Origin of the sequence: Paracoccus sp. (in: a-proteobacteria) (assembly GCF_047973135.1) — a bacterium.
GTDB lineage: Bacteria > Pseudomonadota > Alphaproteobacteria > Rhodobacterales > Rhodobacteraceae > Paracoccus.
The window spans coordinates 1-24,096 of sequence record NZ_JBKEBL010000152.1; the positions used below are offsets into that span (position 1 = coordinate 1).

20 protein-coding genes, 1 tRNA gene and 1 pseudogene are annotated in these 24,096 nt (G+C 64.0%); 13 read left to right on the forward strand and 9 right to left on the reverse strand.

Annotated elements, in window-relative coordinates:
* From ACK5L9_RS11670 to ACK5L9_RS11685, 4 genes and pseudogenes are all read left to right on the forward strand, one after another.
* A partial coding sequence (locus ACK5L9_RS11670) for a TerB family tellurite resistance protein (RefSeq protein WP_416911636.1) occupies positions 1-450 on the forward strand: 450 nt, incomplete at its 5' end.
* 59 nt (positions 451-509) lie between these two features.
* Positions 510-1,007, forward strand: coding sequence for a hypothetical protein (locus tag ACK5L9_RS11675; RefSeq protein WP_416911637.1), 498 nt, complete (start codon positions 510-512; stop codon positions 1,005-1,007).
* 802 nt (positions 1,008-1,809) lie between these two features.
* A complete protein-coding gene (locus ACK5L9_RS11680) occupies positions 1,810-2,055 on the forward strand; it encodes a hypothetical protein (protein WP_416911638.1) in 246 nt (81 codons plus the stop codon).
* A gap of 16 nt (positions 2,056-2,071) precedes the next feature.
* Positions 2,072-3,021, forward strand: a pseudogene (locus tag ACK5L9_RS11685) (IS630 family transposase); the annotation flags it as partial.
* Here ACK5L9_RS11685 and ACK5L9_RS11690 read toward each other — a convergent pair.
* The 3 genes from ACK5L9_RS11690 to ACK5L9_RS11700 form a co-directional block, all read right to left on the reverse strand.
* Entirely contained in the window at positions 3,005-3,325 is a 321-nt protein-coding gene (locus tag ACK5L9_RS11690; RefSeq protein ID WP_416911639.1) for a hypothetical protein, read from the reverse strand. The pseudogene ACK5L9_RS11685 and the gene ACK5L9_RS11690 overlap by 17 nt on opposite strands.
* A 461-nt stretch (positions 3,326-3,786) precedes the next feature.
* Positions 3,787-4,692 (reverse strand): LysR substrate-binding domain-containing protein, encoded by a 906-nt coding sequence (locus ACK5L9_RS11695; protein ID WP_416911640.1) that lies wholly within the window; start codon positions 4,690-4,692, stop codon positions 3,787-3,789.
* Between the two features lie 59 nt (positions 4,693-4,751).
* Entirely contained in the window at positions 4,752-5,837 is a 1,086-nt protein-coding gene (locus ACK5L9_RS11700; protein ID WP_416911641.1) for a DUF6456 domain-containing protein, read from the reverse strand.
* A 214-nt stretch (positions 5,838-6,051) separates the two neighbouring features.
* Between ACK5L9_RS11700 and ACK5L9_RS11705 the strand changes: the two genes are divergently transcribed.
* The gene (locus tag ACK5L9_RS11705; RefSeq protein ID WP_416911642.1) at positions 6,052-6,393 is read left to right on the forward strand and encodes a DUF6477 family protein; all 342 of its coding nucleotides are present in this window, start codon (positions 6,052-6,054) and stop codon (positions 6,391-6,393) included.
* Here the strand turns inward: ACK5L9_RS11705 and ACK5L9_RS11710 are convergent.
* A complete protein-coding gene (locus tag ACK5L9_RS11710) occupies positions 6,356-7,939 on the reverse strand; it encodes a helicase HerA-like domain-containing protein (RefSeq protein WP_416911643.1) in 1,584 nt (527 codons plus the stop codon). The genes ACK5L9_RS11705 and ACK5L9_RS11710 overlap by 38 nt on opposite strands.
* 327 nt (positions 7,940-8,266) lie before the next feature.
* Between ACK5L9_RS11710 and ACK5L9_RS11715 the strand changes: the two genes are divergently transcribed.
* Both ACK5L9_RS11715 and ACK5L9_RS11720 read left to right on the forward strand, forming a co-directional pair.
* Positions 8,267-10,192, forward strand: coding sequence for an acyl CoA:acetate/3-ketoacid CoA transferase (locus tag ACK5L9_RS11715; RefSeq protein WP_416911644.1), 1,926 nt, complete (start codon positions 8,267-8,269; stop codon positions 10,190-10,192).
* 127 nt (positions 10,193-10,319) lie between these two features.
* Positions 10,320-11,024 (forward strand): DUF6683 family protein, encoded by a 705-nt coding sequence (locus tag ACK5L9_RS11720; RefSeq protein WP_416911645.1) that lies wholly within the window; start codon positions 10,320-10,322, stop codon positions 11,022-11,024.
* Between the two features lie 44 nt (positions 11,025-11,068).
* Here ACK5L9_RS11720 and ACK5L9_RS11725 read toward each other — a convergent pair whose 3' ends face one another.
* Positions 11,069-11,914 carry a neutral zinc metallopeptidase gene (locus ACK5L9_RS11725; RefSeq protein ID WP_416911646.1) on the reverse strand — a complete coding sequence of 282 codons (846 nt, stop codon included), beginning with the start codon at positions 11,912-11,914 and terminating at the stop codon, positions 11,069-11,071.
* A 126-nt stretch (positions 11,915-12,040) separates the two neighbouring features.
* Between ACK5L9_RS11725 and ACK5L9_RS11730 the strand changes: the two genes are divergently transcribed.
* The 4 genes from ACK5L9_RS11730 (at position 12,041) to ACK5L9_RS11745 (ending at position 17,116) form a co-directional block, all read left to right on the forward strand.
* A complete protein-coding gene (locus ACK5L9_RS11730; protein ID WP_416911647.1) occupies positions 12,041-12,619 on the forward strand; it encodes a YqaA family protein in 579 nt (192 codons plus the stop codon).
* Positions 12,616-13,083: a disulfide bond formation protein B gene (locus ACK5L9_RS11735; protein ID WP_416911648.1), complete on the forward strand. Its 468-nt coding sequence runs from the start codon at positions 12,616-12,618 to the stop codon at positions 13,081-13,083. Before ACK5L9_RS11730 ends, ACK5L9_RS11735 begins: the two co-directional genes overlap by 4 nt.
* Before the next feature lie 93 nt (positions 13,084-13,176).
* The gene (gene gyrA / locus ACK5L9_RS11740; protein WP_416911649.1) at positions 13,177-15,945 is read left to right on the forward strand and encodes a DNA gyrase subunit A; all 2,769 of its coding nucleotides are present in this window, start codon (positions 13,177-13,179) and stop codon (positions 15,943-15,945) included.
* Positions 15,946-16,009: 64 nt separating this feature from the next.
* Entirely contained in the window at positions 16,010-17,116 is a 1,107-nt protein-coding gene (locus ACK5L9_RS11745; protein WP_416911650.1) for an AI-2E family transporter, read from the forward strand.
* 2 nt (positions 17,117-17,118) lie between these two features.
* Here ACK5L9_RS11745 and ACK5L9_RS11750 read toward each other — a convergent pair whose 3' ends face one another.
* The 4 genes from ACK5L9_RS11750 to ACK5L9_RS11765 all read right to left on the reverse strand — a co-directional run bounded on the left by ACK5L9_RS11750 (position 17,119) and on the right by ACK5L9_RS11765 (position 22,647).
* Positions 17,119-19,593, reverse strand: coding sequence for a DUF3772 domain-containing protein (locus ACK5L9_RS11750; protein ID WP_416911651.1), 2,475 nt, complete (start codon positions 19,591-19,593; stop codon positions 17,119-17,121).
* A gap of 13 nt (positions 19,594-19,606) precedes the next feature.
* Positions 19,607-20,638, reverse strand: coding sequence for a cysteine synthase A (locus ACK5L9_RS11755; RefSeq protein ID WP_416911652.1), 1,032 nt, complete (start codon positions 20,636-20,638; stop codon positions 19,607-19,609).
* 90 nt (positions 20,639-20,728) lie between these two features.
* Positions 20,729-21,802, reverse strand: a complete 1,074-nt coding sequence (locus tag ACK5L9_RS11760) for an NUDIX domain-containing protein (protein ID WP_416911653.1) — start codon at positions 21,800-21,802, stop codon at positions 20,729-20,731.
* Complete coding sequence (locus ACK5L9_RS11765; RefSeq protein WP_416911654.1) at positions 21,799-22,647, reverse strand: hypothetical protein; 849 nt, start codon at positions 22,645-22,647, stop codon at positions 21,799-21,801. Before ACK5L9_RS11765 ends, ACK5L9_RS11760 begins: the two co-directional genes overlap by 4 nt.
* A gap of 97 nt (positions 22,648-22,744) precedes the next feature.
* Between ACK5L9_RS11765 and ACK5L9_RS11770 the strand changes: the two genes are divergently transcribed.
* A tRNA-Ser gene (locus ACK5L9_RS11770) sits at positions 22,745-22,834 on the forward strand.
* Between the two features lie 120 nt (positions 22,835-22,954).
* Complete coding sequence (locus tag ACK5L9_RS11775) at positions 22,955-24,031, forward strand: DUF5131 family protein (protein WP_416911655.1); 1,077 nt, start codon at positions 22,955-22,957, stop codon at positions 24,029-24,031.
* Positions 24,032-24,096 lie beyond the last annotated feature (65 nt).

The window sequence follows — 24,096 nt, forward strand, 5'->3', positions numbered from 1 at the left end:
GACCTGGCACGCCAGGATGTTGCCGGCTTCGATGCCTGGGCGCAGCGCATCGCGCGCATGTTTCCCAAGGGCGATCCGGTCCTGTCCGACATCATCGAGGGGCTGTTCATCATCGCCGTCGCCGATACCGACCTGAACGAGGCCGAGATCATCTTCATCGACGAGGTGGCGCGCATCTTCGGCATTCCCGGGCATGAGGTCGCGGCGATCCGCATCCGCCACGACCGGCGCCATGGTTGCCCGTCATGCGAAGTGCTGGGCATCCCGCCCGACACTCCGCTGCCCGAGGCCCGCAAGCGCTGGCGCAACCTGATCCGCGAGAACCACCCCGACCGCGCCATCGCGCGCGGCCTGCCCCCCGAGGCGATCCGCCTGGCCGAAACCCGCACCCGCGCCCTGAACGAGGCATGGGAAGCGTTTCGCCACATGCATGGCATGCGCACCGCCTGAGCGCGGAACTCTTGCCCTCGGGCGCGGGTTGACTGTGCAAACAGCCAAAGGACCGGCCAATGCGCAACCCCTATGCCCTGATCCTGACCGCCGCCCTGACCTGCGCATCGGCATTGGCGGCCGGTGCACAGGGCTGGAGTCCGCCATCCGCCGATCCGCCCGCGCCAGAGGGCGGGACGCCGGATGGGGATCAGACCAGCCTGTTCGAACGCGGGTTGGAAAACTTCATGCAGAACATGCTGAAGGAGGCCGAGCCGCATCTTGACCGGCTGGGCCGCGATCTGGGCGATACGATGAATTCCCTGCGCCCGGTTCTGGGCGATATCGGCAATCTGATGGATGACGCAAAGAACTATCAAGCGCCCGAGCGGCTGGAAAACGGCGATATCGTGATCCGCCGCCGCGCCGATGCCCCGCCGCCGCCTCCGGTCGGCGATACCCTGCGCGAGATGCTGCGCCCCGCCCCCGAGGACGACCCGCGCCTGAACCGGCGCCCGGGCGATCGCGAAATCCCGATCCTGCCCAAGGCGGAACCGGGCACCGAGATCGAGCTTTAGAGCATTTCGGGATAAAGTTGAAACATCACCGCAAAGCCCGCCTGCCACGCCAGCACGGGCACGCGTTCGCCCGCCCGGTCGGCCTCAGAGCGTTACCCAGCTGCCCGGATTCGTGGCTCCCAAGGCCATCCTTCTGTGATTCCCTGTCGTTGGGGCAAATATTGGGGGTGCTTTATGGGAAAACCACATCCGATTGAGTTGCGCGAGCGCGTTGTGCCGTTTGTAGAGGAGGGCAATACTCTTCGGGCAGGGGCAGGGCATTTCCGGGTTTCGATCAGGTTCGTCAAGGACATGGTGCGGCTCAGGCGTGAGACAGGATCGCTTGTCCCCCGACCACAGCGCAATCGCGGCAGGAGCAAGCCTGGGCCTTGCGACGACTGGGCGCACAGGCGCATGGCCTCCGAGGGCGGTCTGACGCAGGGGGCGCTGGCGCGGGCGTTGCTGAACGCACGCGGGCTGCGGGTGGAGGTCTCGGCCGTGGGCTACTGGTTGCACCGGCACGGGCTTTCCCACAAGAAAAGCGCTGCGCGCGGCTGAGCAACTGCGCGCGGACGTGGCGCGAAGATGAAGAAGAAGCTGAAGATCGGCCCGTTGCACGCCGACACGGTGCGGATGATCTATCGCCTCGCTTTGGAGGGTGATGGAATGTCCGGCCCGATGGGCGTCAAGGCCACCGTCAATCACCTGAACTGCAACCACATCTTTACCCGGAATGGCGGCGGGTGGGGAATCGGCCAGCTTTACCGTGTACTGACGCGGCGCACCTATATTGTTCTACAAGCGCTCCAAGAAGTGCCAGGTGATGCCGGAGAAGGAGGTTGTGACCGTCCCCTTGCTCCGGCTGATCGACAGGGAGGCCTTTGATGCGGTGCAAAGCTGCCTGCAGGCCAACAATCCCAAGGTGACGCCGCCGCGCGTCGTCAGCGGCCCGAATCTGCCGACCGGCATCTGCTATTGCGGCAATTGCGGCGGCGCGATGACGCTGCGCGCCAGCAAGAGCGGCCGCTGCTGCTCCCCACCTGACATAGGATTCCCATTGGCGGTTTGACGTGTCATGTTGGAGCATGAGACGTGATGACATCTGCCTTTGCCTGAGCCCCGAGGACCGCGCTGAACTGCAGTCGTTGGTCAAGAACCGCAAGACGGCGCGCAAGCGTGTCTGGCGGGCAGGAATTGTTCTGGCCACGGCGGAGGGCCATGGCACCTTCGAGATCGTGCGGCGGGCGCAGATTTCGAAGCCGACGGTCTGGCGCCGGCAGGCGCGGTATCTCGATGAGGGCGTTGATGGCCTGCTGCGGGAAAAAGACCCGCCCGCCCGAGACACTGAAAACGGGGAACGCCGAAAACCGGGGCTGACAAGGTGGCGGAGGTGATCCGTCTGACGCAGTCCCCGCCGCACGCGGCGACGCACTGGACGCTGCGGGCGATGGCGGCAAAGGTCGGGCTGGCGGCCTCGACGGTGCGTGCGATCTGGCAGGAGCATGGGTTCAGCCCGCATCGCTGGCGGCAGTTCAAGCTGTCGCGCGACCCCGAATTTGCGAAGAAGCTGCACGATGTCGTGGGCCTTTATGTCGCGCCGCCCGCCCATGCGGTGGTGCTGTCGGTCGATGAAATGACGAAAATTCAATCACTTGGCCGGACGCAACCGGGACTGCCGCTGAAAAAGGGCCGCGCGCAGATCATGACCCATGATGACAAACGCAACGGCACAACCACCCTGTTCGCCGCGCTGAACGTGCTGACTGGCGAGGTCATGAGCCAGACCATGGCCCGCCACCGCCATCAGAACTTCATCGCCTTTCTGGCCGGGATCGAAAAAAGCGTTCCAAAGGACAAGGCAATTCATGTGGTTCTCGACAATGTATCCTCGCACAAGACCCCCGAAGTCATGGCGTGGCTTGCGCGCCACAAGCGCTGGACCCTCCATTTAACGCCGACCTCCGCCTCCTGGCTCAACGCGGTCGAGGGCTTCTTCGCCAAACTGACGCGGCGGCGTCTCAAACACGGGGTGTTCTGAACCTGCCAGTTGGTCCGGTCCAGGCACAGCAGCCACGCCCGCGCACCCCCAGCAGCGCCACGATCAACCTGGCCGCCCAGTCTGCGTCCGGGCTGACATGCTGGAAGAACCGTTGCAGACGCCTGTAGGTCGAGACGGGTTTCACAGGCGATCCGCGTTCGCTGGCGATATGGCTCAGGTTCACCGTCCGGGCACCGATCATGCCCGTGATCAGCAGTGCCAGCGTCTCCAGCCGGCTCTTGCTCAGATCAATATGCGGCGATAGCTTTTCGCTGAGGGCAGCGCTGAGTTTCGTGGTCATCCGACGATCCTGTTCGCAAGGCAGAATCCGTCAGAAAATCACAACGCGACGCCCTCAACCACCCCGGTGTCGTGTAGTGTGCGATTCCTTTTTGAACAGGTCAGAACGCATTGGTTTTGCGTGGTGAACTGCGGGTTTTGCTGGTTTCATCCTGCAGGGTTTCGTATTGTCGGCGCAGGAACCCTGCAATTTTGGATCACTGATGAAGCCACATTACCCATGATTGGAAGCCCATCTTGATGTTGAAATTGCCGACTGGTCCCTGATGGCAACAAGCGGCAGATCAACCGGCGCAACTGCGGCCCGAAGATCGTGACCATGGATAGCGGCGAAGTCGTTCCGGAAATCCGCCTGGTCTTGGGGAAATCCATGGAGTCGTGCTGCCTTGCGGCCTGTCCTGGCGATCACAATTGCGGTGAGGGCGGCTCCATGACCACAGGGCAGACGCCTGCCCGAGCCCGCTACCCGGTCAACAAACGCTCGCCCGCGCGGGACAGGGTTTCGGCCAGATCGTCGAACCAGCCCTCGGCCGGGGTCGGGGCGCGGCGCATCAGCAGCACCTGGCGCGAGGGTTGTGGGGTGGGAAAGGCGATGACGGTCAGGCCAGGTGCTGCGGCGCATTCCTGGCGGCGGGCGATCCGGGGCAGAAAGGTCAGCCCCATTCCCTGCGCGGCCAGCCTGCACAGCGTCGCCAGCGAGGCCGCGCCCAGATTCAGCCGGCTGGACCGGCGCTTCAGCCCGCAAACCTCCAGCGCCTGATCGCCAAGGCAATGCCCCTCGTCCAGCAGCAGCAGGTTGCCGGGATCCAGATCGCCCGGTGTGATCGCCCGCCCCGCCATCTGCGCGATTCGCGCGGCGCTGCCCGCCAGCAGGAAATGATCGGTGAACAGCGGCGTCGCGACCATGCTGTCATCTTCAGGCGGAGTTGCCACCACCGCCGCGTCCAGCCGCCCTGCGGCAAGATCGTCCAGCAAAACCTCGGTCTGGGCCTCGCGCAAATGCAGGTCGCGGCCGATGTCGCGCGCGCGCAGGACGGGCAATGCCTCGGGCAGCAGATAGGGGGCGACGGTGGGAATCATGCCCAGCATCAGCCGCCCGCCCTGTCCGGGCTGTCGCAGCCCCTGTTCCAGCGCCGAAACCGCCACCATCACCTGCCGCGCATGACCGGCCAGCGCCCGCCCGCGCGGCGTCAGCACCACACCCGACGGGGTGCGTTCGACCAGTTGTCCCCCGGCAATATCCTCAAGCGCACGGATCTGCATGGACAGGGCGGGCTGGGAGACATGAATGGTTTCCGCCGCACGGGTGAAATGGCCCTGCTCGGCAAGGGCCAGAAAATAGCGTAGCTGGCGCAGGGTGATATTCATAAGCGTACCTGATGAAGGGCGTCCGGTTGCCCGTCTGTTAGCTATTCTGCGCGCCGGTCTCAACCGATCAGCGGGCGGCCGCCGCCATAGACCTGATGATAATGCCGCTCAAGCCGCATCAGGGCCAGTCGCAGCACGATCTTGCCCGAACGGGCAGACCAGCCCAGACGACGCTCGGTCATCTCGATCCCTTCCAGAAAGCAGCAGACGCGCAGCACGATGTCACCCATCCCCGGCCCCAGTTCCCGCAGGGCAAGGGCCACGCGGTCGCGGGCTGAATCCGATCCGCCGTGCAGACCCGCCCCGTTGCGCGTGCTGTCGATCCCGGCGGTCATGAAACCGTCCCAGTTCTGGGTGACGCGCGGCCCCATATGCGCCAGTTCGAAATCTTCGCGCAGCCTTTCCCCGGCGGCCACCATGTCCGGCGTCAGGAAGGGCTGTCCGTTGCCGTCACGCCGCCGCGCCAGAACCAGCAGCGGGCTTTCGGCGATATTGATCCGCGCGCGGGTGGGCGAACCGTCTTGAGGGTCGTCGATGACGCGGTCCTCCCAGATGCGATGGCGGTCGGCACAGGTCGTCTGGACCGGGCTTGCGTCGCTGAAATCCTCGGGGCCGGGGATGGCGTTGCGCTGGCGCGGCGATTTCAGCATCCGGCGCAGGGCCTCGCGCCCTGCCGGAACCAGCGCATAGCGCTGGATGCGACCGCTTTGCCCGGCCTGTGCCATCCATCCGCGCAGCGCCATCGCCTCGGCCAGCGGGCGATCCAGCACGGCGGTGCGGATGTCGTCGCGGGTGACGATGGCCTTTTCCATGCCCTCGGCGGTGGCCAGCATCGCCCCCGGTTCAGCCAGACGCCGCAACACGCGCAGCATCTGCCGTTCGTCCGGTTGCCCCGCGTCACGGTCAGCCCTGACCGTCAACGCCCCGTCCACCAGCGGATCGTCGCGCCTTGCCTCAAAGCGGCGGATGCGGCGCAGGATGGTCGAGGCGTGACAACCGGCCTCGCGGGCCAGCGCCCGGATCGAGACGCCCTCTTCCACATGGCGCAGATACAGCCTTGCGTCGTCCGGAATCCCGTCGGGCATTTCCGATCGCTGCTCCGCCGTACCGCAATCAATCGTGAAATCTCCGGTCAGTATTGTCATGTCATGTCCCTCGTGATCCGCGGGCAGCCTGGCGGCAAACTACCCTGGGTTGCTTTTTGTCTGTCGGGTTCAGGCCGATTCCTGAACACAGGCGCAACATTCCCTAACAAATACTAAAGAAACCTTGCGCCTGCGCACGGATGAGACATGGCTTTCGCAACACCCGCATGGATTGTGCGAATCTGGCCTCGTCAATTCCACGAGGAACCCGAGCATGACCAATGTTATCCCTTTCCGCGCCCGGAATACCGGCCCCTCTCTGCGCCGTCCGGGCAGCCTGATCCGTGCCGCCCGCCTGGGTCAGGGGGGCTGGCGGCGCGACCGCGACCTGCCGCGCCTGCTGCGCTGCGATCTGTGCCCGCAGCCCGGTGCCGCGCTGGCCCGGCTGCGCGCCGAGGAAGAGATGCAGAACAGCGCGCGCCTGCTGCGGGCGGATCATTACGACCTGCACCGCCACGTTCTGCTGATGATCGCCATTCTGGCCGAGATGCGCGCCGCCGTCACCGCCACGCCGCGGCTCAGCGACCGCGGAACAGCGATCCCAGCACGCCTCTGACCAGCGCCTGACCGGATTTCGTTCCCAGTTGCCGGGCAAGGCTTTTGCCAAAGACTTCGACAATCCCGTCCGAACGGGATGAACGCCCCGAACCCCGCGTCCGGGTTTCCTCGCGCGGCTGATAGGTCCGGGCGTTGCGATATTCCGGGCGGCTCATGTCGAACAATTCGTCATCCGCCCTGGCAGTCGCAGCTTTCGTCTCGGCCAAGACGCCGGCTTTGGCAGCATCCCCGGCCCGTTTCGCCAGAATTTCCTGCGCCGATTCGCGATCGACCGGCGTGGCGTATTTCACGGCCATGGGCGAGGCGTTCACGGTTTCAGCGCGTTCGGCATCGGTGATCGCCCCCAGACGGCTGAACGGCGGCCGGATCAGCGTGCGTTGCGCAACGCCCGGCACGCCCTTGGCCTCCAGCAGCGAGGTCACGGCTTCGCCTGTGCCGACATTCTGGATCGCGTCCGCGATGTCGAAATCGGGATTGGCGCGATAGTTTTCCGCCGCCATCCGCAGCGCCTTTTGATCCTTGGCAGTGAACGCCCGCAGCGCGTGCTGCACGCGGTTGCCAAGCTGGCCCAGAATATCCTCGGGTATATCGGCGGGGTTCTGGCTGATGAACCAGACGCTGACCCCCTTGGACCGAATCAGCCGCGCCACGCGTTCCACCTTTTCGATCAGCGCCTTGGGTGCATCGTCGAACAGCAGATGCGCTTCGTCGAAGAAGAAGGCGATTCGCGGGCGGTCGGGGTCGCCGACCTCGGGCAGTTGTTCGAACAGTTCGGACAGCAGCCACAGCAGAAAGGTCGCATAAAGGCGCGGCGCGTTCATAAGCTGATCGGCGGCAAGGATGTTGATCATTCCCTTGCCCGAGGCGTCCTGACGGATGATGTCCGACAGTTCCAGCGCCGGTTCACCGAACAGCCTGTCGCCGCCCTGATTTTCCAGCACCAGCAGCGCGCGCTGGATGGCACCCACGCTGGCGGCGCTGACATTGCCGTATTGCAGCGACAGTTCAGCGGCGTTCTGGCCCACCCAGACCAGCATCGCCTGCAAATCCTTCAGGTCCAGCAGCGCCAGCCCCTGTTCGTCGGCAACGCGGAAGGCGATGTTCATCACCCCTTCCTGCGCGTCGGTCAGATCCAGCAGGCGCGACAACAGCAGCGGCCCCATCTCGGCGGGGGTGGTGCGCACCGGATGCCCGCCCTTTCCCCAGACATCCCAGAATGTCACCGGAAAGGCCTGATAATCCAGCGTCATGCCAATCTGGTCGGCGCGTTTCTGAAAGGCGTCATGCAGCTTGCCCTGATTGCTGCCCGGTCGCGACAGCCCGGCCAGATCCCCTTTCACATCGGACAGGAACACCGGAACCCCCGCCAGAGACAGGCTTTCGGCAAGGGTTTGCAGCGTCACCGTCTTGCCCGTACCGGTCGCGCCCGCGATCATGCCATGACGGTTGGCGTATTTCAGCAACAGGCTCTGCGGTTCGGCATAATCCTGGCCACCGCCGCCCACAAATACCGTACCCGTACCGCTATCCACAATCTGAGCCATCAGTTCCCCGCAAAGTGCCTAAATTTTTCCTTTTTTGTGCCTGTGAGACACAGGATTGGACAATACAACCTTAACCTTTCCGTGCCACTATCCGTTTGTCCGAAGCTGCAAGCCTTGGCTATCGGAACTTCCTCCCTGTTGGACTGCCGCGCCCTCGGGCGCGGCCCTTTTTCGTGATCGCCCCCGCCGCGATGGCCGAAGAACCGCAAAACAGGGCGCGCGACGCAGCGTCGTCGCGCTTGATCTTTTTTGGCCGCACGTAATGCATATTGTCGATGCAGCAAGTTTGTTGTCATCTTGCACCGGCACCGGTCACAAGGGGGTATCATGCCGAACAAGGTCGTTTCGCCGCGCGATGCGGCTGCGCTGATTCACAGCGGCGATACCGTCACGACGTCAGGCTTTGTCGGCGCGGGCGTGCCCGAATGCCTGCTGAAGGCACTGGCCGACCGCTTCGCCGACAGCGGCCATCCCCGCGACCTGACGCTGTTCTTCGCGGCGGGACAGGGCGATGGCAAGGGGCGCGGCCTTGATCGGCTGGCGCAACCCGGTCTGGTGCGGCGCATCATCGGCGGGCATTGGGGCCTGATCCCGGCGCTTGGTGCCCGCGCCGTCAAGGGCGAGATCGAAGGCTGGAACTTTCCGCAGGGCGTGATCAGCCACATGTTCCGCGACATTGCGGCGGGCAAGCCTGGGACGCTGACCCATGTGGGTCTGGACACTTTTGTCGATCCGCGCCAGCAAGGCGGGCGGATCAGCAATACCGCAACCGAGGAACTGGTCGAACTGGTGACGATCGGCGGGACCGAAAGGCTGTTCTATCACGCCCTGCCCATCCATGTCGCGCTGCTGCGCGGCTCGACCGCGGATGAGCGCGGCAATATCACGATGGAGCGCGAGGCGCTGATCCTCGACAATCTGGCGCAGGCCATGGCGGCGCGCAATTCGGGGGGCGTGGTCATTGTGCAGGTCGATCAGATCGTCGCGGGCGGCAGCCTGCCCGCGCGCGAGGTGGTCATCCCCGGCGCGCTGGTCGATGCGGTCGTCGAGGCCCCGGCCGATCTGCATCCGCAAACCTATGCCACGCAGTACAACCGCTGTTTTACCGGTCGCTACCGCGCGCCTGAAGGCGGCAATGCACAGATGGCCCTGGACATCCGCAAGGTCATCGCCCGGCGCTGTGCCTTCGAACTGCCCATTGGCGGCGTGGTCAATCTGGGCATCGGCATGCCCGAGGGCGTCTCGGGTGTCGCCGCCGAAGAGGGGCTGTTGCAGCATGTCACCCTGACCGCCGAACCGGGCGTGATCGGCGGCCAGCCGGCATCCGGCCTCGATTTCGGGGCGGCGGTCAATACGGATGCGGTGATCGCCCAGAACCAGCAATTCGATTTCTACGATGGCGGCGGGCTGGACATGACCTGCCTTGGCATGGCCGAGGCGGATCAGCACGGCAATGTCAATGTCAGCCGCTTCGGCGCGAAACTGGCCGGCGCGGGCGGCTTTATCAATATCAGCCAGAACGCCCGCAAGGTGGTTTTCGCGGGCACCTTCACGGCGGGCGGGCTGGATGTGGGCATCGGCGATGGCAGGCTGTCCATCCTCAGCGAGGGGCGCGCGCGCAAGTTCATCCAGACCGTCCAGCAGATCACCTTTTCCGGCGCACGGGCGCGGCGGCTGCGTCGCCCGGTGATGTTCATCACCGAACGCTGCGTCTTTGAACTGCATCAGGACGGGTTGCGCCTGACCGAAATCGCCCCCGGCATCGACCCCGACCGCGACATCCTGCCGTTGATGGGCTTTGCGCCGCTGATGGATCTGCCCGCGACCATGGACCCGCGCATCTTCACCGACGCGCCCATGGGCCTGCGCGAGATGATGCTGGACATTCCCCTGTCACGCCGCATCCATTTCGACGCGGCAAAGGAGGTATTATTCATCAATCTGTCGCGCATGGCGATCCGCGACCGCGCCAGCCTGACGGCCGTAAAGAACGCGGTCGAGGCCGAACTGACCGGCCTTGGCCGCCGCGTCGATGTCGTGGTGAATTACGACCTGACGCGCATCGACGAGACGATTCAACACGACTGGACGGCCATGGTGGACGATCTGGAACGCCGTCTCTACGCCCGTGTCACCCGCTATTCCAGCAGCGCCTTCATGCGCCGCCGCCTTGGCGAAACGCTGGAGCGCAGGCGACGCGAGACGATCTATGACAGCGAGGCGGCTGCCAGGGCGGCGCTGAGCAAACGCTAGGCAGGATTTCCGAAAAATGGTCAACGGTTTTCGGAACCGCCACGATAGCAGGCTTGCCTGTTTCCCCAGGCACCTTGCTGCGATATGTAAATTCGCGGATGGTCATTAACCGACGAGAGGAAACCCGATGTGTATACGAGTGCTTGTTGTATTGACGCTTACCACTGTACTTGGCTTCACCGCCCCTGGCGCCCACGCATGGGAGGCGCCGTGGTCGGGCTTTGATTTTCTGGCGGATCAACGCTGGTCCCAGATCAACAATCGTCTCGCGAATCAGCGTCTGGAGATACTGAACGAAAGCATTTCCGATCAGGCCGGGCAATCCGGGGCGGTAAGCCGGAACGTTCTGGATCTGGGTGAAAGCGCCTCGACCGATCTGGCCCCCTTGCGCCCCTATCTGGCGGAAAATCAACTGACCGAAGAACAGGCCGCCAAAATTCTGGCCATGTATGCCGGGGTTGCCGGACAGTTGGACGTGCCGGCCAATGACAGTGCCAGCGGCATCGCAGCCTTTCTTGCAGGCAGCTACGCCGCCTATACGAACGAACCTTTTCCCGACGCTTATTTCAAACCGCTTTACGAACAATTTGCAGAGACACTGACCTCGGACGATGAGCTTGAGTCAAAGCCATTGGCAGAGCGGACGGAATATTATCAATGGCTGGTAATCAACGGGATGATCTTCCAGCTTCTGCAACTGGAGCTGCAGAACAGTCCGCAAACCGACGAGATCACTGCAATGCGGAAAGCTGCAGAAAGCGCTTTTGAGAGTATTGCCGGAATTTCACCCGATAACATCCGCTTTACGGCCGATGGCCTGGTGCCGCGCTGACCGCCTCGGGCATCGCCACGGGGCAGCTTTCAAAGCCGTCGATATCACGGCCTCGCCTCACCGAAGGTGTCGCACTGGTCCATCTGCCCTGAACGGAAGCCTCGGGTGAACCATTCCTGCCGCTGCGCCGCACTGCCATGGGTAAAGCTGTCGGGCATGGGCGTCTGGCCCGCATTCGACTGGATCACATCGTCACCCACGGCCTGCGCGGCCCGGATCGCCTCTTGCAGGTCGCCCTGTTCCAGCGTGCCGAAACGCTGATCCGCCTGCCGTGCCCAGATGCCGGCATAGCAATCGGCCTGCAATTCGGTCAGCACCGACAGGGCGTTCGAAGCCCGTTGACCGGCGCGGCTGCGCGCGGCGTTCACCTGCCCCAGCGTGCCGACCAGATTTTGCACATGATGGCCGATTTCATGCGCGATCACATATGCATAGGCGAAATCTCCGCCCGCGTTCATGCGCTGCGACATCAGGTCGAAGAAATCGGTATCCAGATAGACCTTGTGATCGCCGGGGCAATAGAACGGGCCCATCGCCGCCGAGGCTCCTCCGCAGGCCGATTGCACGACGCCGCTGTAAAGGACCAGCTTCGGATCGGCATAGTCGCGCCCCGCCTGTCGCGGCAGGATGTCGGCCCAGACTTCTTCGGTATCGGCCAGCACGACCGACACAAATTCACCATATTGCTGATCGGACCGGGACAGCGGCGCATCCTGACGCGTGCCGCCCTGATCCAGTCCCTGCACCAGCGGCGTGATGTCGATGCCGAAGAAATAGCCGAAGGCCAGAATCGCCAGCACGCCGACGATGCCCACGCCCCCGGTGCGCGCGCCGCCCATCCTGCGCCGGTCCTCGACATTGCGGCTGCTGCGCCTGCCCTGCCATCTCATTGCCCTATCCCCCGGTTTCCTGCCGCAAATCCGTTCCCGACGATCACAGCAGCGCGACGCCGGTGCAAGATGCTTGACGCCCCTTGCTGTCCCGGTCAATCCACGGCAGCGAATGAAAGGGACATCATGCTGCGCAAACTGTACGACTGGACGATGGGGCTGGCCAGCCATCGCCACGCCTTCCCGGCCCTGTTCGGGATCAGCTTCGTCGAAAGCTCGGTCTTTCCGATCCCGCCGGACGTGCTGATGATCCCGATGGTTCTGGCGCGGCGCAACAGGGCGTGGCTGATCGCGCTGGTGGCGACGGTCGGCTCGCTTCTGGGCGCGTTGCTGGGATACTGGATCGGGGCGGCCCTGATGGAGACGGTCGGACAGTGGATCCTGACCCTCTATGGCAAGCAGGCCGCGTTCGAGCAGCTTGCCGGGCGGTTCGAAGCCTATGGCGGTTGGGCGGTGCTGTTCGCCGCGCTGACGCCCTTTCCCTTCAAGGTGATCACGATCTTTTCGGGCGCGGTCGGCTTGCCGCTGCACCTGTTCCTGATAACCTCGGTGATCGGTCGCGCCGGGCGGTTCTTTGTGGTGGCCGGGCTGCTGTGGCGTTTTGGCTCACCCATCCGGGATTTCATTGAAAAGCGGCTGGGTCTGGTCTTTACCGTGTTCATGGTCGGTCTGATCGGCGGTTTCGTGGTGCTGAGGTATCTATGAGCGGAAAACAGCTTTCCCTGCTGGCGGGCGCGGGCTCGGCCGGGTTGCTGCTGGCGGCATTGGGATTTCAGGCCATCGGCTATGCCCCCTGCGAGCTTTGCATCCAGCAACGCTGGCCGCATCTGGCGGCGGCACTGATCGCGGCGCTGATCTGGCTGACCGGGTGGGTCCGGCTGCTGACGGTTCTGGGCATGGTCGCTGCGGGGGTGGCAACGGGGCTTGCCATCTATCACAGCGGGGTCGAAATCGGCTGGTGGCCGGGGCCGTCCACCTGTTCGGGCGGGATCGGCAACATCGCCAATCTGTCCACGCAGGATCTGATGGCGCGCATCCAGAACGCGCCGGTCATCCGCTGCGACGAGGTAAGCTGGCGCTTTCTGGGCCTGTCCATGGCGAACTGGAACGTGTTCTGTTCGGCGGGCCTTGCGGCGATCTGGACGATGGCGGCGCGCGTGGCGCGCTGACGGACGGGAAAACCCGTAAAATCCTGGCGGCGCGATTGCCCCCATCAGCCGTGTCGGCTATACCCTTGTCCAACAAGATGTTGAGGATTTCCCGTGGCCGACACCCCCGAAGACGAGTTTCCGGAAAACCCCGATCAGGGCGATGCGGATAACGGTTCCGAACGTCATGTCATGCCGCATGACGGACCGGTGATCGACATCTCGTCCGAGATGCGGACATCCTATCTGGATTACGCGATGTCGGTCATCGTCAGCCGCGCGATTCCCGATCTGCGCGACGGGCTGAAGCCGGTGCATCGCCGCATCCTTTATGCGATGGACGAATCCGGCAATACCCCGGACAAGCCCTATCGCAAATCGGCCCGTCCGGTCGGCGATGTGATGGGGAAATACCATCCCCATGGCGACGCGGCGATCTATGACGCGCTGGTGCGGATGGCGCAGGATTTTTCCATGTCGCTGCCGTTGCTGGACGGTCAGGGGAATTTCGGCTCGATGGACGGCGACCCCCCCGCCGCCATGCGCTATACCGAAATTCGCATGGACAAGCCGGCGAACTATCTGCTGATGGATATCGACAAGGACACCGTCGATTTTCAGGATAATTACGACGGCAAAGACCGCGAACCCACCGTCCTGCCCGCGCGCTTTCCGAACATGCTGGTCAATGGCGCGGGCGGCATCGCCGTGGGCATGGCAACCAATATCCCGCCGCATAATCTGGGCGAGGTCGTGGATGCCACCTTGGCCCTGATCGAAAATCCCGACCTGCCGACCGAACGCCTGCTGGACATCATTCCCGGCCCCGATTTCCCGACCGGGGCGCTGATCCTTGGCCGCTCGGGCGCGCGCAAGGCCTATCTTGAGGGGCGCGGCAGCGTCATCATGCGCGCCCGGACCCATATCGAGGAACCGCGCAAGGACCGCTTTGCCATCGTCATCGACGAGATCCCCTATCAGGTCAACAAGGCCAGCATGATCGAACGGATCGCCGAGCTGGCCAAGGAAAAGCGGATCGAGGGCATATCCTCGGTGCAGGACGAATCCGACCGTCAGGGCGTGCGCGTGGTGGTAGAGCTGAAACGCGACGCGACGCCGGATGTGGTTCTGAACCAGTTGTTCCGATTCACCCAGATGCAGACCAGTTTCGGCTGCAACATGCTGGCGCTGAACGGCGGCAAGCCCGAACAACTGGCCCTGCGCGACTTCCTGACCCATTTCATCGCCTTCCGCGAAGAGGTCGTTGCCCGCCGCACCGCCTTTGAACTGCGCAAGGCACGCGAGCGCAGTCATGTGCTGTGCGGTCTGGCCGTCGCGGTCAGCAATGTCGATGAGGTGGTGGCGACGATCCGGTCATCCGTCGATGCCGCCGAAGCGCGCGAAAGGCTGATGGAACGCCGCTGGCCCGCCCATGACATCGTGGAATACCTGCGCCTGATCGATGATCCGCTGCATCCCGTGAACGAGGATGGCACCTATAACCTGTCGGAAACCCAGGCCCGCGCCATTCTGGATCTGCGCCTGCAAAGGCTGACCCAGATAGGCGTCAAGGAAGTCACGGACGAATTGCAGGAACTGGCAGGGGCTATCCGCGATTATCTGGCCATCCTCGCCTCGCGCGAACGCATCTTCACCATCATCTCGGACGAACTGCGCGAGGTGCGGGAATTGTTCGCCGTACCGCGCCGGACCGAGATCGCCGAATGGTCCGGTGACATGATGGACGAGGATCTGATCGAGCGCGAGGATATGGTCGTCACCATCACCTCGGGCGGCTATATCAAGCGCACGGCGCTGGCCGAGTTCCGGTCACAGCGTCGCGGCGGCAAGGGGCTGTCGGGGATGGCCACCAAGGAAGACGATGTCGTCACCACGCTGTTCGTCGCCAACACGCATACCGAACTGCTGTTCTTCACCACCGACGGGATGGTCTATCGGCTGAAGACATGGCGCCTGCCGCTTGGCGGGCGGACAGCCAAGGGAAAGGCGATCGTCAATATCCTGCCCATCGATCCGGGCGTTTCCATCGCCGCGCTGCTGCCGATGGACGCACCCGAGGCCGAATGGGACGATTATCAGGTCTTTTTCGCCACCGATCAGGGCGATGTGCGCCGCAACGCGCTGTCGGATTTCACCAATATCATGCGCAACGGCAAGATCGCCATGAAACTGCCCGAAGGCGTCAGCCTGATCGGCGTCCGCATGGCAACCGAAGATGACGATGTGATGCTGGTCACGGCGCAGGGCCGGGCGATCCGGTTCCAGACCACGGCGGTCCGGGTCTTCAAGGGCCGCGATTCGACCGGGGTGCGCGGGGTGCGGCTGGCCACTGGCGACAATGTGGTCAGCATGTCCGTGATCCGCCATTTCGAGGCCGACCCGTCCGAACGCGCCGCCTATCTGAAAATGCGCCGCGCGGTGGCGGGGGCACTGGATGACGGGGCCGACGCCGATGAGGACGAGGAAGCCGTCGCCGAGGGCACGATCACCCAGGAACGCTATGCCGAGATGTCGGCAGCCGAGGATCTGATCCTGACCATCACCGCCAGAGGTGCGGGCAAGATCAGCTCCAGCCACGATTACCCGGTGCGCGGGCGTGGCGGTCAGGGTGTGATGGCCATGGACAAGGCGATGCGCGGCGGCCCCCTTGTCGCCAGCTTCCCCGTCGAAATCGACGACCAGATCATGCTGGCCACCTCGACCGGGCAATCTATCCGGGTGCCGGTGGATGGCATCAGCTTCCGCTCGCGCGGTGCGGGAGGGGTGAGGGTGTTCAATACCACAAATGGCGAAGTTGTGGTCTCGGTCGCCCGAATTGCCGAACAAGGGGACGCGGAATCCGGCGGAGACGACGAAAACTGATGACTTTTGGACGGGCCGAAGCCATGCTTTGGCCCGTGTTCAGTGGAATCAGGCAGGAAAGACATTGGATCAATCGCGCGACACGCTGCTTCGTGACAGGCTTCAGACCGGCTTTCTGGGAATCATTGCCTTCAGTCTGGTGCTGATCATGCTGGTTCAGGCGCGTTTCATGCTGATCTCTCTTGCTATCGCGATCATCCTGTTTTCGCTGACCACCGACGCGATCTTTGCCATTTCTCGCTGGCTGAAAGTGCCGAAATGGCTGGGCACCGCGCTGGCGCTGATCGGAATCACGCTGGCCCTGCTGTGGATCTCGACCACCATCGTTTCGCAGGTCAACGAGGTCGTGCAGACCGCCATCGCCTATGCCGAACAGGCACAAGAGGCGCTGCCCACGCTGACCAACTGGCTTGGCCCCGAGGCGCAGGAACGCGTGAACGCGGCGCTGTCTAATTTCAACATCACCGGCTGGATCAGGTCGCTGGCCGGGCAGGCCTCGGGGATTTTCTCGGGCAGTGTGCTGGTGATCCTGTTCGTGGGCTTTATGTTCGCGGAACAGGTCTGGTTCCCGCTCAAGGTCGAACGCCTGACCGGCGATCCGTCCCGTGCGCTGCATGTGCGCCGGATCATCGGGTCGATCATGCACCGGGTGAACCGCTATCTGCTGGTCAAGGCCGGGGTCAGCGCCGTGACGGCCAGCGCGGTCTGGCTGATCTTTACCTTTGCCGGGCTGGGGCTGGCGGGGCCGATCGCGTTGTTGACCTTCATCCTGAATTTCATCCCCTCGATCGGCTCGATCATCGCCACGATCATCGCCGCCGTTCTGGCCTTTGTTCTCAGCGGAGATACGACGCTGACCCTGATCATCGGCCTTGCCTGCACGCTGGTACAGTTCATCATCGGCAATGTGCTGGATCCGATGCTGTTGGGGCAGACGCTGCGGCTTTCCAGTTTCGGCATCATCCTCAGCCTGGCCTTCTGGGGCGCGATCTGGGGGATGCCGGGGATGTTTCTGGCGGTGCCGATCATGGTCGCGCTGATGATCGTCTGCGCCCATATCCCCTGGCTGCGCCCGGTGGCCGTACTGCTGTCGCGCGAGGGGCTGCCCGACGATGGCAGTGGCGACGGCGATCAGGCCGGCACACCGCCCGAAAGGCTGGCTGCGGAATAGGCCTAGCGGTCGCCATCCCCGCCGTCACCATCCCCGGCATCGTCGAACGCGATCCTCGGATCGTTTCGGGCCGGGACAGGTTTTTCATGATCAACGGCAGTCGAGGGCCTGGCGGCATGGCCGCTGCCATTCGCGTGCAGAACTTCGGGGTTACGCAGCCAGATGTCGCGCTGTGCAAAGGGAATTTCGATCCCCTCTGCGGTGAAACGTTCGGCGATCTGGTGGTTGATCTCGGATGTGGTGGACAGCCCGGCGGTGACATCGGACAGGACCGCCCGGATCTCGAAATCCAGACTGTCGGCACCAAAGGCACGGAACAGGACCGCAGGCGGCGGGTCGATGGTCACAAGCGGCTGATCCTCGACGATCTCGCGCAGGATACGTTCGACCTTGCGCGTATCGGTGCCATAGGCCACGCCCACCGGCACGATGATGCGGCCCTTGTGGTTGTGGCGGGTCCAGTTGGTGACGGGCTGGCTGATCAGGTCGCTGTTCGGGACGATCACCTCGGTCTTGTCAAAGGTTTCCACCTGGGTTGAACGGACCGAGATGCGTTTGACGATGCCCTGCTGCCCGCCTGCGCTGATCCAGTCCCCGACGCTGACCGGGCGTTCGATCAGCAGGATGATGCCCGAAACGAAATTCGAGACGATGTTCTGCAGGCCAAACCCGATCCCGACCGACAGCGCACCCGCGACGATGGCAAGCGAACTGAGGTCGATCCCCGCCCATGTGACTGCCACGACCGCGGCAAGGAATATCCCGACATATCCCAGCCCCGACACCAGCGCGTTCTGCCCGCCCGGATCCAGTTTCGTCTTGGGCAGGATCGAGATCCGAAGCGCGCTTTGCAGCGCGCGGGTCAGCGAATAGCCGATGGCAAAGATGATCAGGAAAGTCAGCACCGAGCCGGGCGAGATATGGATGCCGCCAAGGCTGACACCCTGCGCGAATGTGGTCCACAGCTCGGCCAGATCGGTCAGGCGCGCGCCCCAGATCATCAGGAAAACCGGCAATGACAGGATCAGCAGCGCAAAGCCGATCAGCAATGGCGCCAGCCCGTCGCGCGCACCCTCTTGCCCGCGCTTGACCATGTTGAACAGATCGGCCACGAAATCCTGCAACAGGATCAGCATCCCGATCAGCGCCAGCGTCAGCATCCATGGCCACAGCAGCCCGTTGGCCAGGTTGATATAGCCGATGCCGCCGATGGTGACGACGACGACCACCACCAGCCGACTGAGCCTGCCGGCAATGGCCAGCACCCTTTGCCGATAAAGAAGGGCGGCCTTGCTGCCCTCGGTATCCAGTCGGCGCAGAACCGTGCCAAGCCGGTACAGCGCCAGCGCCGTCAGGATGATGATGCAGTAATGGGCGACCGCGACGGTCCCGTCGCTGAGGGCAAGGGGAATACGCTCTTGCGGGTCGCCGACGCGTTCGTACAGGCCTGACAATGGCAGCGCGGCCTTGGACATCAGGTGATGGAATGCCATCAGCGCTGCCAGCGCGTGCACCATCCGCCGCGCCGGTCGCCGCAGTTCGCTTGCCATGTGCAGCGTGTCATAGGCAATCGAGCGGCGGGGAAAAAGCTGGCGTGCCAGCCACGAGCCGGAAAAGATGATCAGCCCCGCCATCGGCCAGGCATCCCAATAGGGCCGCGTCCACGGACCGGGGATTTCCGTGACCATCATGGCGCTGATCAGAAGATACAGCCCCAGCATCGGAATCACGATCTGCGATAGCGAGACGATGAAACCCACGACCGCCCGCGAATGTTCCGAGGCCCGCGCCGACATCCGCGACGGCAAGGCCCGAACCCACTGGCTGCCATAGGTCAAAAGCAGCATCGCCGCGAACAGATAGGCGGTCACACGCGGCAGATGCGGCTGCATCTGCTTCCAGATATCCTTGTCAGTGGACCGCGTGGTGGTCTCGGTCATGGTGCCGGCAATCAGCTTCAGCGTGTCCTCGCTGGCCTGGGCCCAGTTTTTCGGCAAGAGCGGCGAAGGAGACAGATGCGCCAGCGCAATGGCTTGACGTTCGGTCGTGACGCCGTCGATTTCCTTGACGATGGCATCCGCCCGGCTGAATGCCTCGACCGCATTCAGGCGCGGGGCCTGCAATTTCGACAGTTCGTCCTGCAATTGCGACCGGCGCGCGGCGACATCTGCGCTTTCGTTCTGACCCTCGGCCGGGGGCGGCCCCAAGGCGTCGATCTGGTTCTTGACGCTGTCGATACGCCCCGCATTGACGTTCTGCGCATTCTGGAAACGGCTGCGCCATTCGACGATCCGGGCACGCGTCTGGGTCAGTTGTTCGGTCGTGGCGTATTCTTGCGAGGCAAGATTCTCGGCCTCGGTCGCGACCTTGTTCCACGTATCATAGTTGATCGCCTGCCCCTGCCCCTGCTGCGCGTACAGCGGGGCGGCAACAAGCATCAGGGCCGCCAACAGGACGGCAAACAGGATACGTGACATCGGGGCGTCGTCCTCAGTCTTCGAACACTTCGGGCAGTTGTGGCGCGGGGCCGGTCATCCAGCCAGGCACAGGCAGCCCCTTGGCCCGCAAAAACTCGGGGTTGAACAGCTTTGTCTGATAACGGTTGCCATAGTCGCACAGTACCGTCACGATCGTGTGACCCGACCCCATCTCGCGCGCCATCCGGATGGCCCCGGCAATATTGATCCCGGACGAGCCGCCCAGACACAGCCCCTCGTATTCCAGCAGGTCAAAGATCACCGGCAGCGCCTCGTCATCGGAAATGCGCCAACTGAAATCTGGGGTAAAGCCTTCAAGATTGGCGGTGATGCGGCCCTGTCCGATCCCCTCGGTGATGGAACTGCCGGGGCTGTCAAAGTCGCCCGTGGTGTAAAAGGCATGCAGCGCCGCGCCCTCGGGGTCGGCCAGCCCGATCTTGACACCGCGCGGCTGCAACGCCATCGCCACGCCCGCCAGCGTCCCGCCGGAACCCACCGAGCACACAAACCCGTTCACCCCGCCGCCGGTCTGTTCCCAGATTTCCGGACCGGTGGTTTCCACATGCGCCTGCCGGTTGGCGACATTGTCGAACTGATTGGCCCAGATCGCGCCATTCGGTTCGGTTTTCGCCAATGCCTCGGCCAGTCGGCCCGAATAGCGGACGTAGTTGTTGGGGTTGCGATAGGGGGCGGCGGGCACCTCGACCAGCGTGGCACCGGCCAGCCGCAGCATGTCCTTCTTTTCCTGGCTTTGCGTTTCCGGGATCACGATCACCGAATTAAACCCCATCGAGGCCCCGACCAGCGCAAGCCCGATCCCGGTATTGCCCGCCGTTCCCTCGACAATCGTGCCCCCCGGCTTAAGATCGCCGCGCGCCACGGCATCGCGGATGATATACAGCGCCGCCCGGTCCTTGACCGACTGGCCGGGATTCATGAATTCGGCCTTGCCAAGAATTTCGCAACCGGTTTCCTCGCTGGCGCGGTTGAGCCGGATCAGAGGCGTGTTGCCAATCGCGTCGGACAGATCAGAGCGGATTTCCATGAGGGCCGGCCTTTTTTGGGGTGGTCTGGACGTTACGACTTCCTACACAAGGCCGGGCGGCGGGGGCAAGCCCAACCCCACGGCAGAATGTCACGCCCCCTGCCCTTGCAGCGCAGCGGCCCGAAGTTCCAGCCACAGCGCCAGCGTCACCAGAGGCCCGTTGCTGATCTGCCCCTCAAACACCATCCGCGTCAGATCGGCCCGTTCCAGCAGATGACCGCGAATATCCTCGGCCTCGCTGTCCAGCCCATGCACGCCGGTCACATCGTCAGGCAGATCGGTCACGCCGATGAACATGTAAAGAAATTCGGTCACGGCACCGGGGCTGGGATAGTGATGCACGGTCGGAACCAGCCGCGTCAGCGTCAGCGCCGCCTCTTCCTGCGCCTCGCGCAGCGCCGCCTGCCCTGCCGTTTCGCCCGCGTCGATGCGGCCGGCCACGGCCTCAAGCTGCCAGGGCTGCGGATCGCAGCGCAGCGCCGGGGCAAAGCGGAACTGTTCGATCACCAGCACCCGGTCGCGCACAGGATCCCAGGGCAGCACCACGACCGCATCGCCCATCACAAATCCCTCGCGCCGCACATCGGGGGTGAACCCGCCCGCATGGGTGCGATGCGCCAGCCGCCATTCCTCGACGGCAAAGAACCCCGCGAAAGGCTGCGTCCGGTCGGCAATGGTGACATCCGCCGCCAGATCGCGCCGCGCCACCACATCCCCGCCCGAGGGAATGCTGGCCCGCCCCCGCAACCGGCTTTCGGCCCAGACCCCGATCATCGGCAACCGTCGCGCGATGTCCTCGGGGGCGCGGTCCGGCGTTTCCTGCAAGATCAGCGCCGCGATCTCGGCCGCCAGCGTGGGCAGCCAGCCGCCCTGAACCGGGACCGGCACCTCGTCCTGTACCCCCAGCAGCCGATCATCCCCAAGGGCAATTGGCCGCAGCCCCATCACCGCCGCATATCGGGCCAATGCCGGCGTCATCGTCACGCGTAACGCGGGCAAGGCCCCCTCGCCCGACCGCCATTGCGGCCAGCCGCCCGCCTCGATCCCCGCACGCGCACCCCCGACCAGCGTGCCGCGCAGATCGACCGCATCGCCCGCCAGCCCCAGCACCCCGCACAGCGCCGGATCCGCCAGCGGCCCGACCAGAAGATAGTCAGATGTCACAGATCGCGTCCTTCCAGTTGTCCGGCAGCGGCAAGCCCCAGATCGTAAGAAGTATGTTCGAACAACGCATCGAACCCGTGAAACAGCACCGAGGACAGCGCCTTGCCCTCGGGCGATGCTGAAAAACGGATGTAGTCCTCAAGCTGGCCGTCGCTCAGCGGTGTATAGGCCAGAAAAAGATAGGACTCCATCCATTCCAGCGTTTCGGCCCTGATCTGCGGCTCTTGCGCCCAGACATCGGACAGGATCTGCCCCTCGCCCACCGGGGCCGGATAACCGCCACCCGCCTCGAAGCCGCGCGAAAAGGCCAGAGCCGCGTTCAGGCCACCGGCGACATTGGGTTCAATCAGTCCGGCCGCCTCGATCAGCCGCCTGATCTGCGCAACCCGAGGCGTGTCGGCGCCGGCCGCACGCGAAAATGTCTCGCGGGCAAGCCTGTCCCCATCCGGCACCAGCATGGCCCTGCGACCCGCCAACTCCAGCCCGATCAGAAAACTGCCCTGGCTGGTCTGATAGAAATCCAGCGCCATGGCGACCCGCGGAACCGGTGCCTGCTCCAGCGCGGCCCGCACCCCCTGCCGGAACAGCCGCTGCATCCGCGCCGGGTCATGAATCTGTGCCACGATCTTGCGCCAACGTCCTTCGGCGAGGGGCGGAAACAGCATCCCCTCCATCGCCCCGGCCTCATCCAGCGCCTCGTCGCGGATGATCGGCATCAGCGCACGCAGCTCCAGAACGTCCCACAGCCGCTGCTCCTGCAATGCCGCGACCGAGGCATCAGGCGGTTGCGCCCAGGCCGACTGCGCCAGCATCAGCGCAGCGACAAGGCAGATCAGTCTCAGCATCGGTGGGCCTTTCGCAGGTCAGAGTCGTTTTTTCACCGAATCCCCCTTGCGCTTCAACCCCCACCTGTCTAAATCCCCGCTTCACCACCCCAAGCGCGGAGAGGTGCCGGAGTGGTCGAACGGGGCGGTCTCGAAAACCGTTGAGCCTTCACGGGTTCCGTGGGTTCGAATCCCACCCTCTCCGCCACCCCCAAATTTCCACCCCAGCAAACGTTGAGCGAAGCGTGTCTTCGTGTTCCAAATTGTGCACCAGAATGTGAACCTGATTTTGGGCCGGTTTTTCCCCCTCTGACCGGAGGGAATCGGCGTGGCTGATCGCACCGATATCGAGTGGACCGATGCGACCTGGAATCCGGTTACGGGATGCAGCGTCGTGGATGCGGGCTGCACCAATTGCTATGCCATGGCGCTGGCGGGGACGCGGTTGCGCGATCATCCCAGCCGGGCGGGGCTGACGCGGCTGAGCGCCGGGCGGCCGAAATGGACCGGCGAGGTCAGGTTCAATGCGCAATGGCTGGAACAGCCGCTGACATGGCGGCAGCCGCGCCGCATCTTCGTCTGCGCGCATGGGGATCTGTTCCATCCATCGGTTCCGGATGAATGGATCGACAAGGTGTTTGCGGTGATGGCTCTGGCCCCGCGGCACCTGTTTCAGGTTCTGACCAGGCGGCCCAAGCGGGCGCGGACCTGGCTGGAGCGGCGGGACGATCGCGGGCGGCATCCGCCCTTGGACCATGCGGCGCTGATGGCCGCAACGGGTCGGGTCAAATCCCCCGCGCTTGATCTGCGCCGATGGCCCCTGCCGCATGTCTGGCTGGGCACCAGCGCCCATGATCAGGCCAGCGCCAATCTGCGCATCCCCGAGCTTCTGGACTGCCCTGCGGCGATGCATTTCGTGTCGCTGGAACCTCTGCTGGGACCGATCGACCTGATGAACCTGGCCCTGCCGCCAAAGGGAGGGTTCGCGCAGCGCATGGACGCCCTGCGGGGCCTGACCGGGACATGCAGCAGCGCCTCTCTTTATGAGGACGGGATCATTGCGCATCGGATCCAGTCCAGTCTCGGTCTGGTGATCGTCGGCGGAGAAAGCGGTGCAAGGGCACGCCCGATGCATCCGGATTGGGTGCGCATGCTGCGGAATCAGTGCCAGCAGGCGGGCGTTCCGTTCTTCTTCAAGCAATGGGGGGAATGGGCACCGCCCGAGATCATGACATGGGATGACCCCCCGCAGATGCGGCTGCAACAGCGGATCCACTCGGGCGAGACCGGGTTGATGCATGTTTTCCAGGACGGAACGCAAGCCGGGCGGATCGGGAAGAAAGCTGCCGGGCGTCTGCTGGACGGCCGGATTTGGGATCAGATGCCGGAGGCGTATCATGGCTGACACTTTTCTTCATCCAAAGCTGGCGGACCGGCTGGCGACCACGGCGACCGGCCATGGCGCGGTGA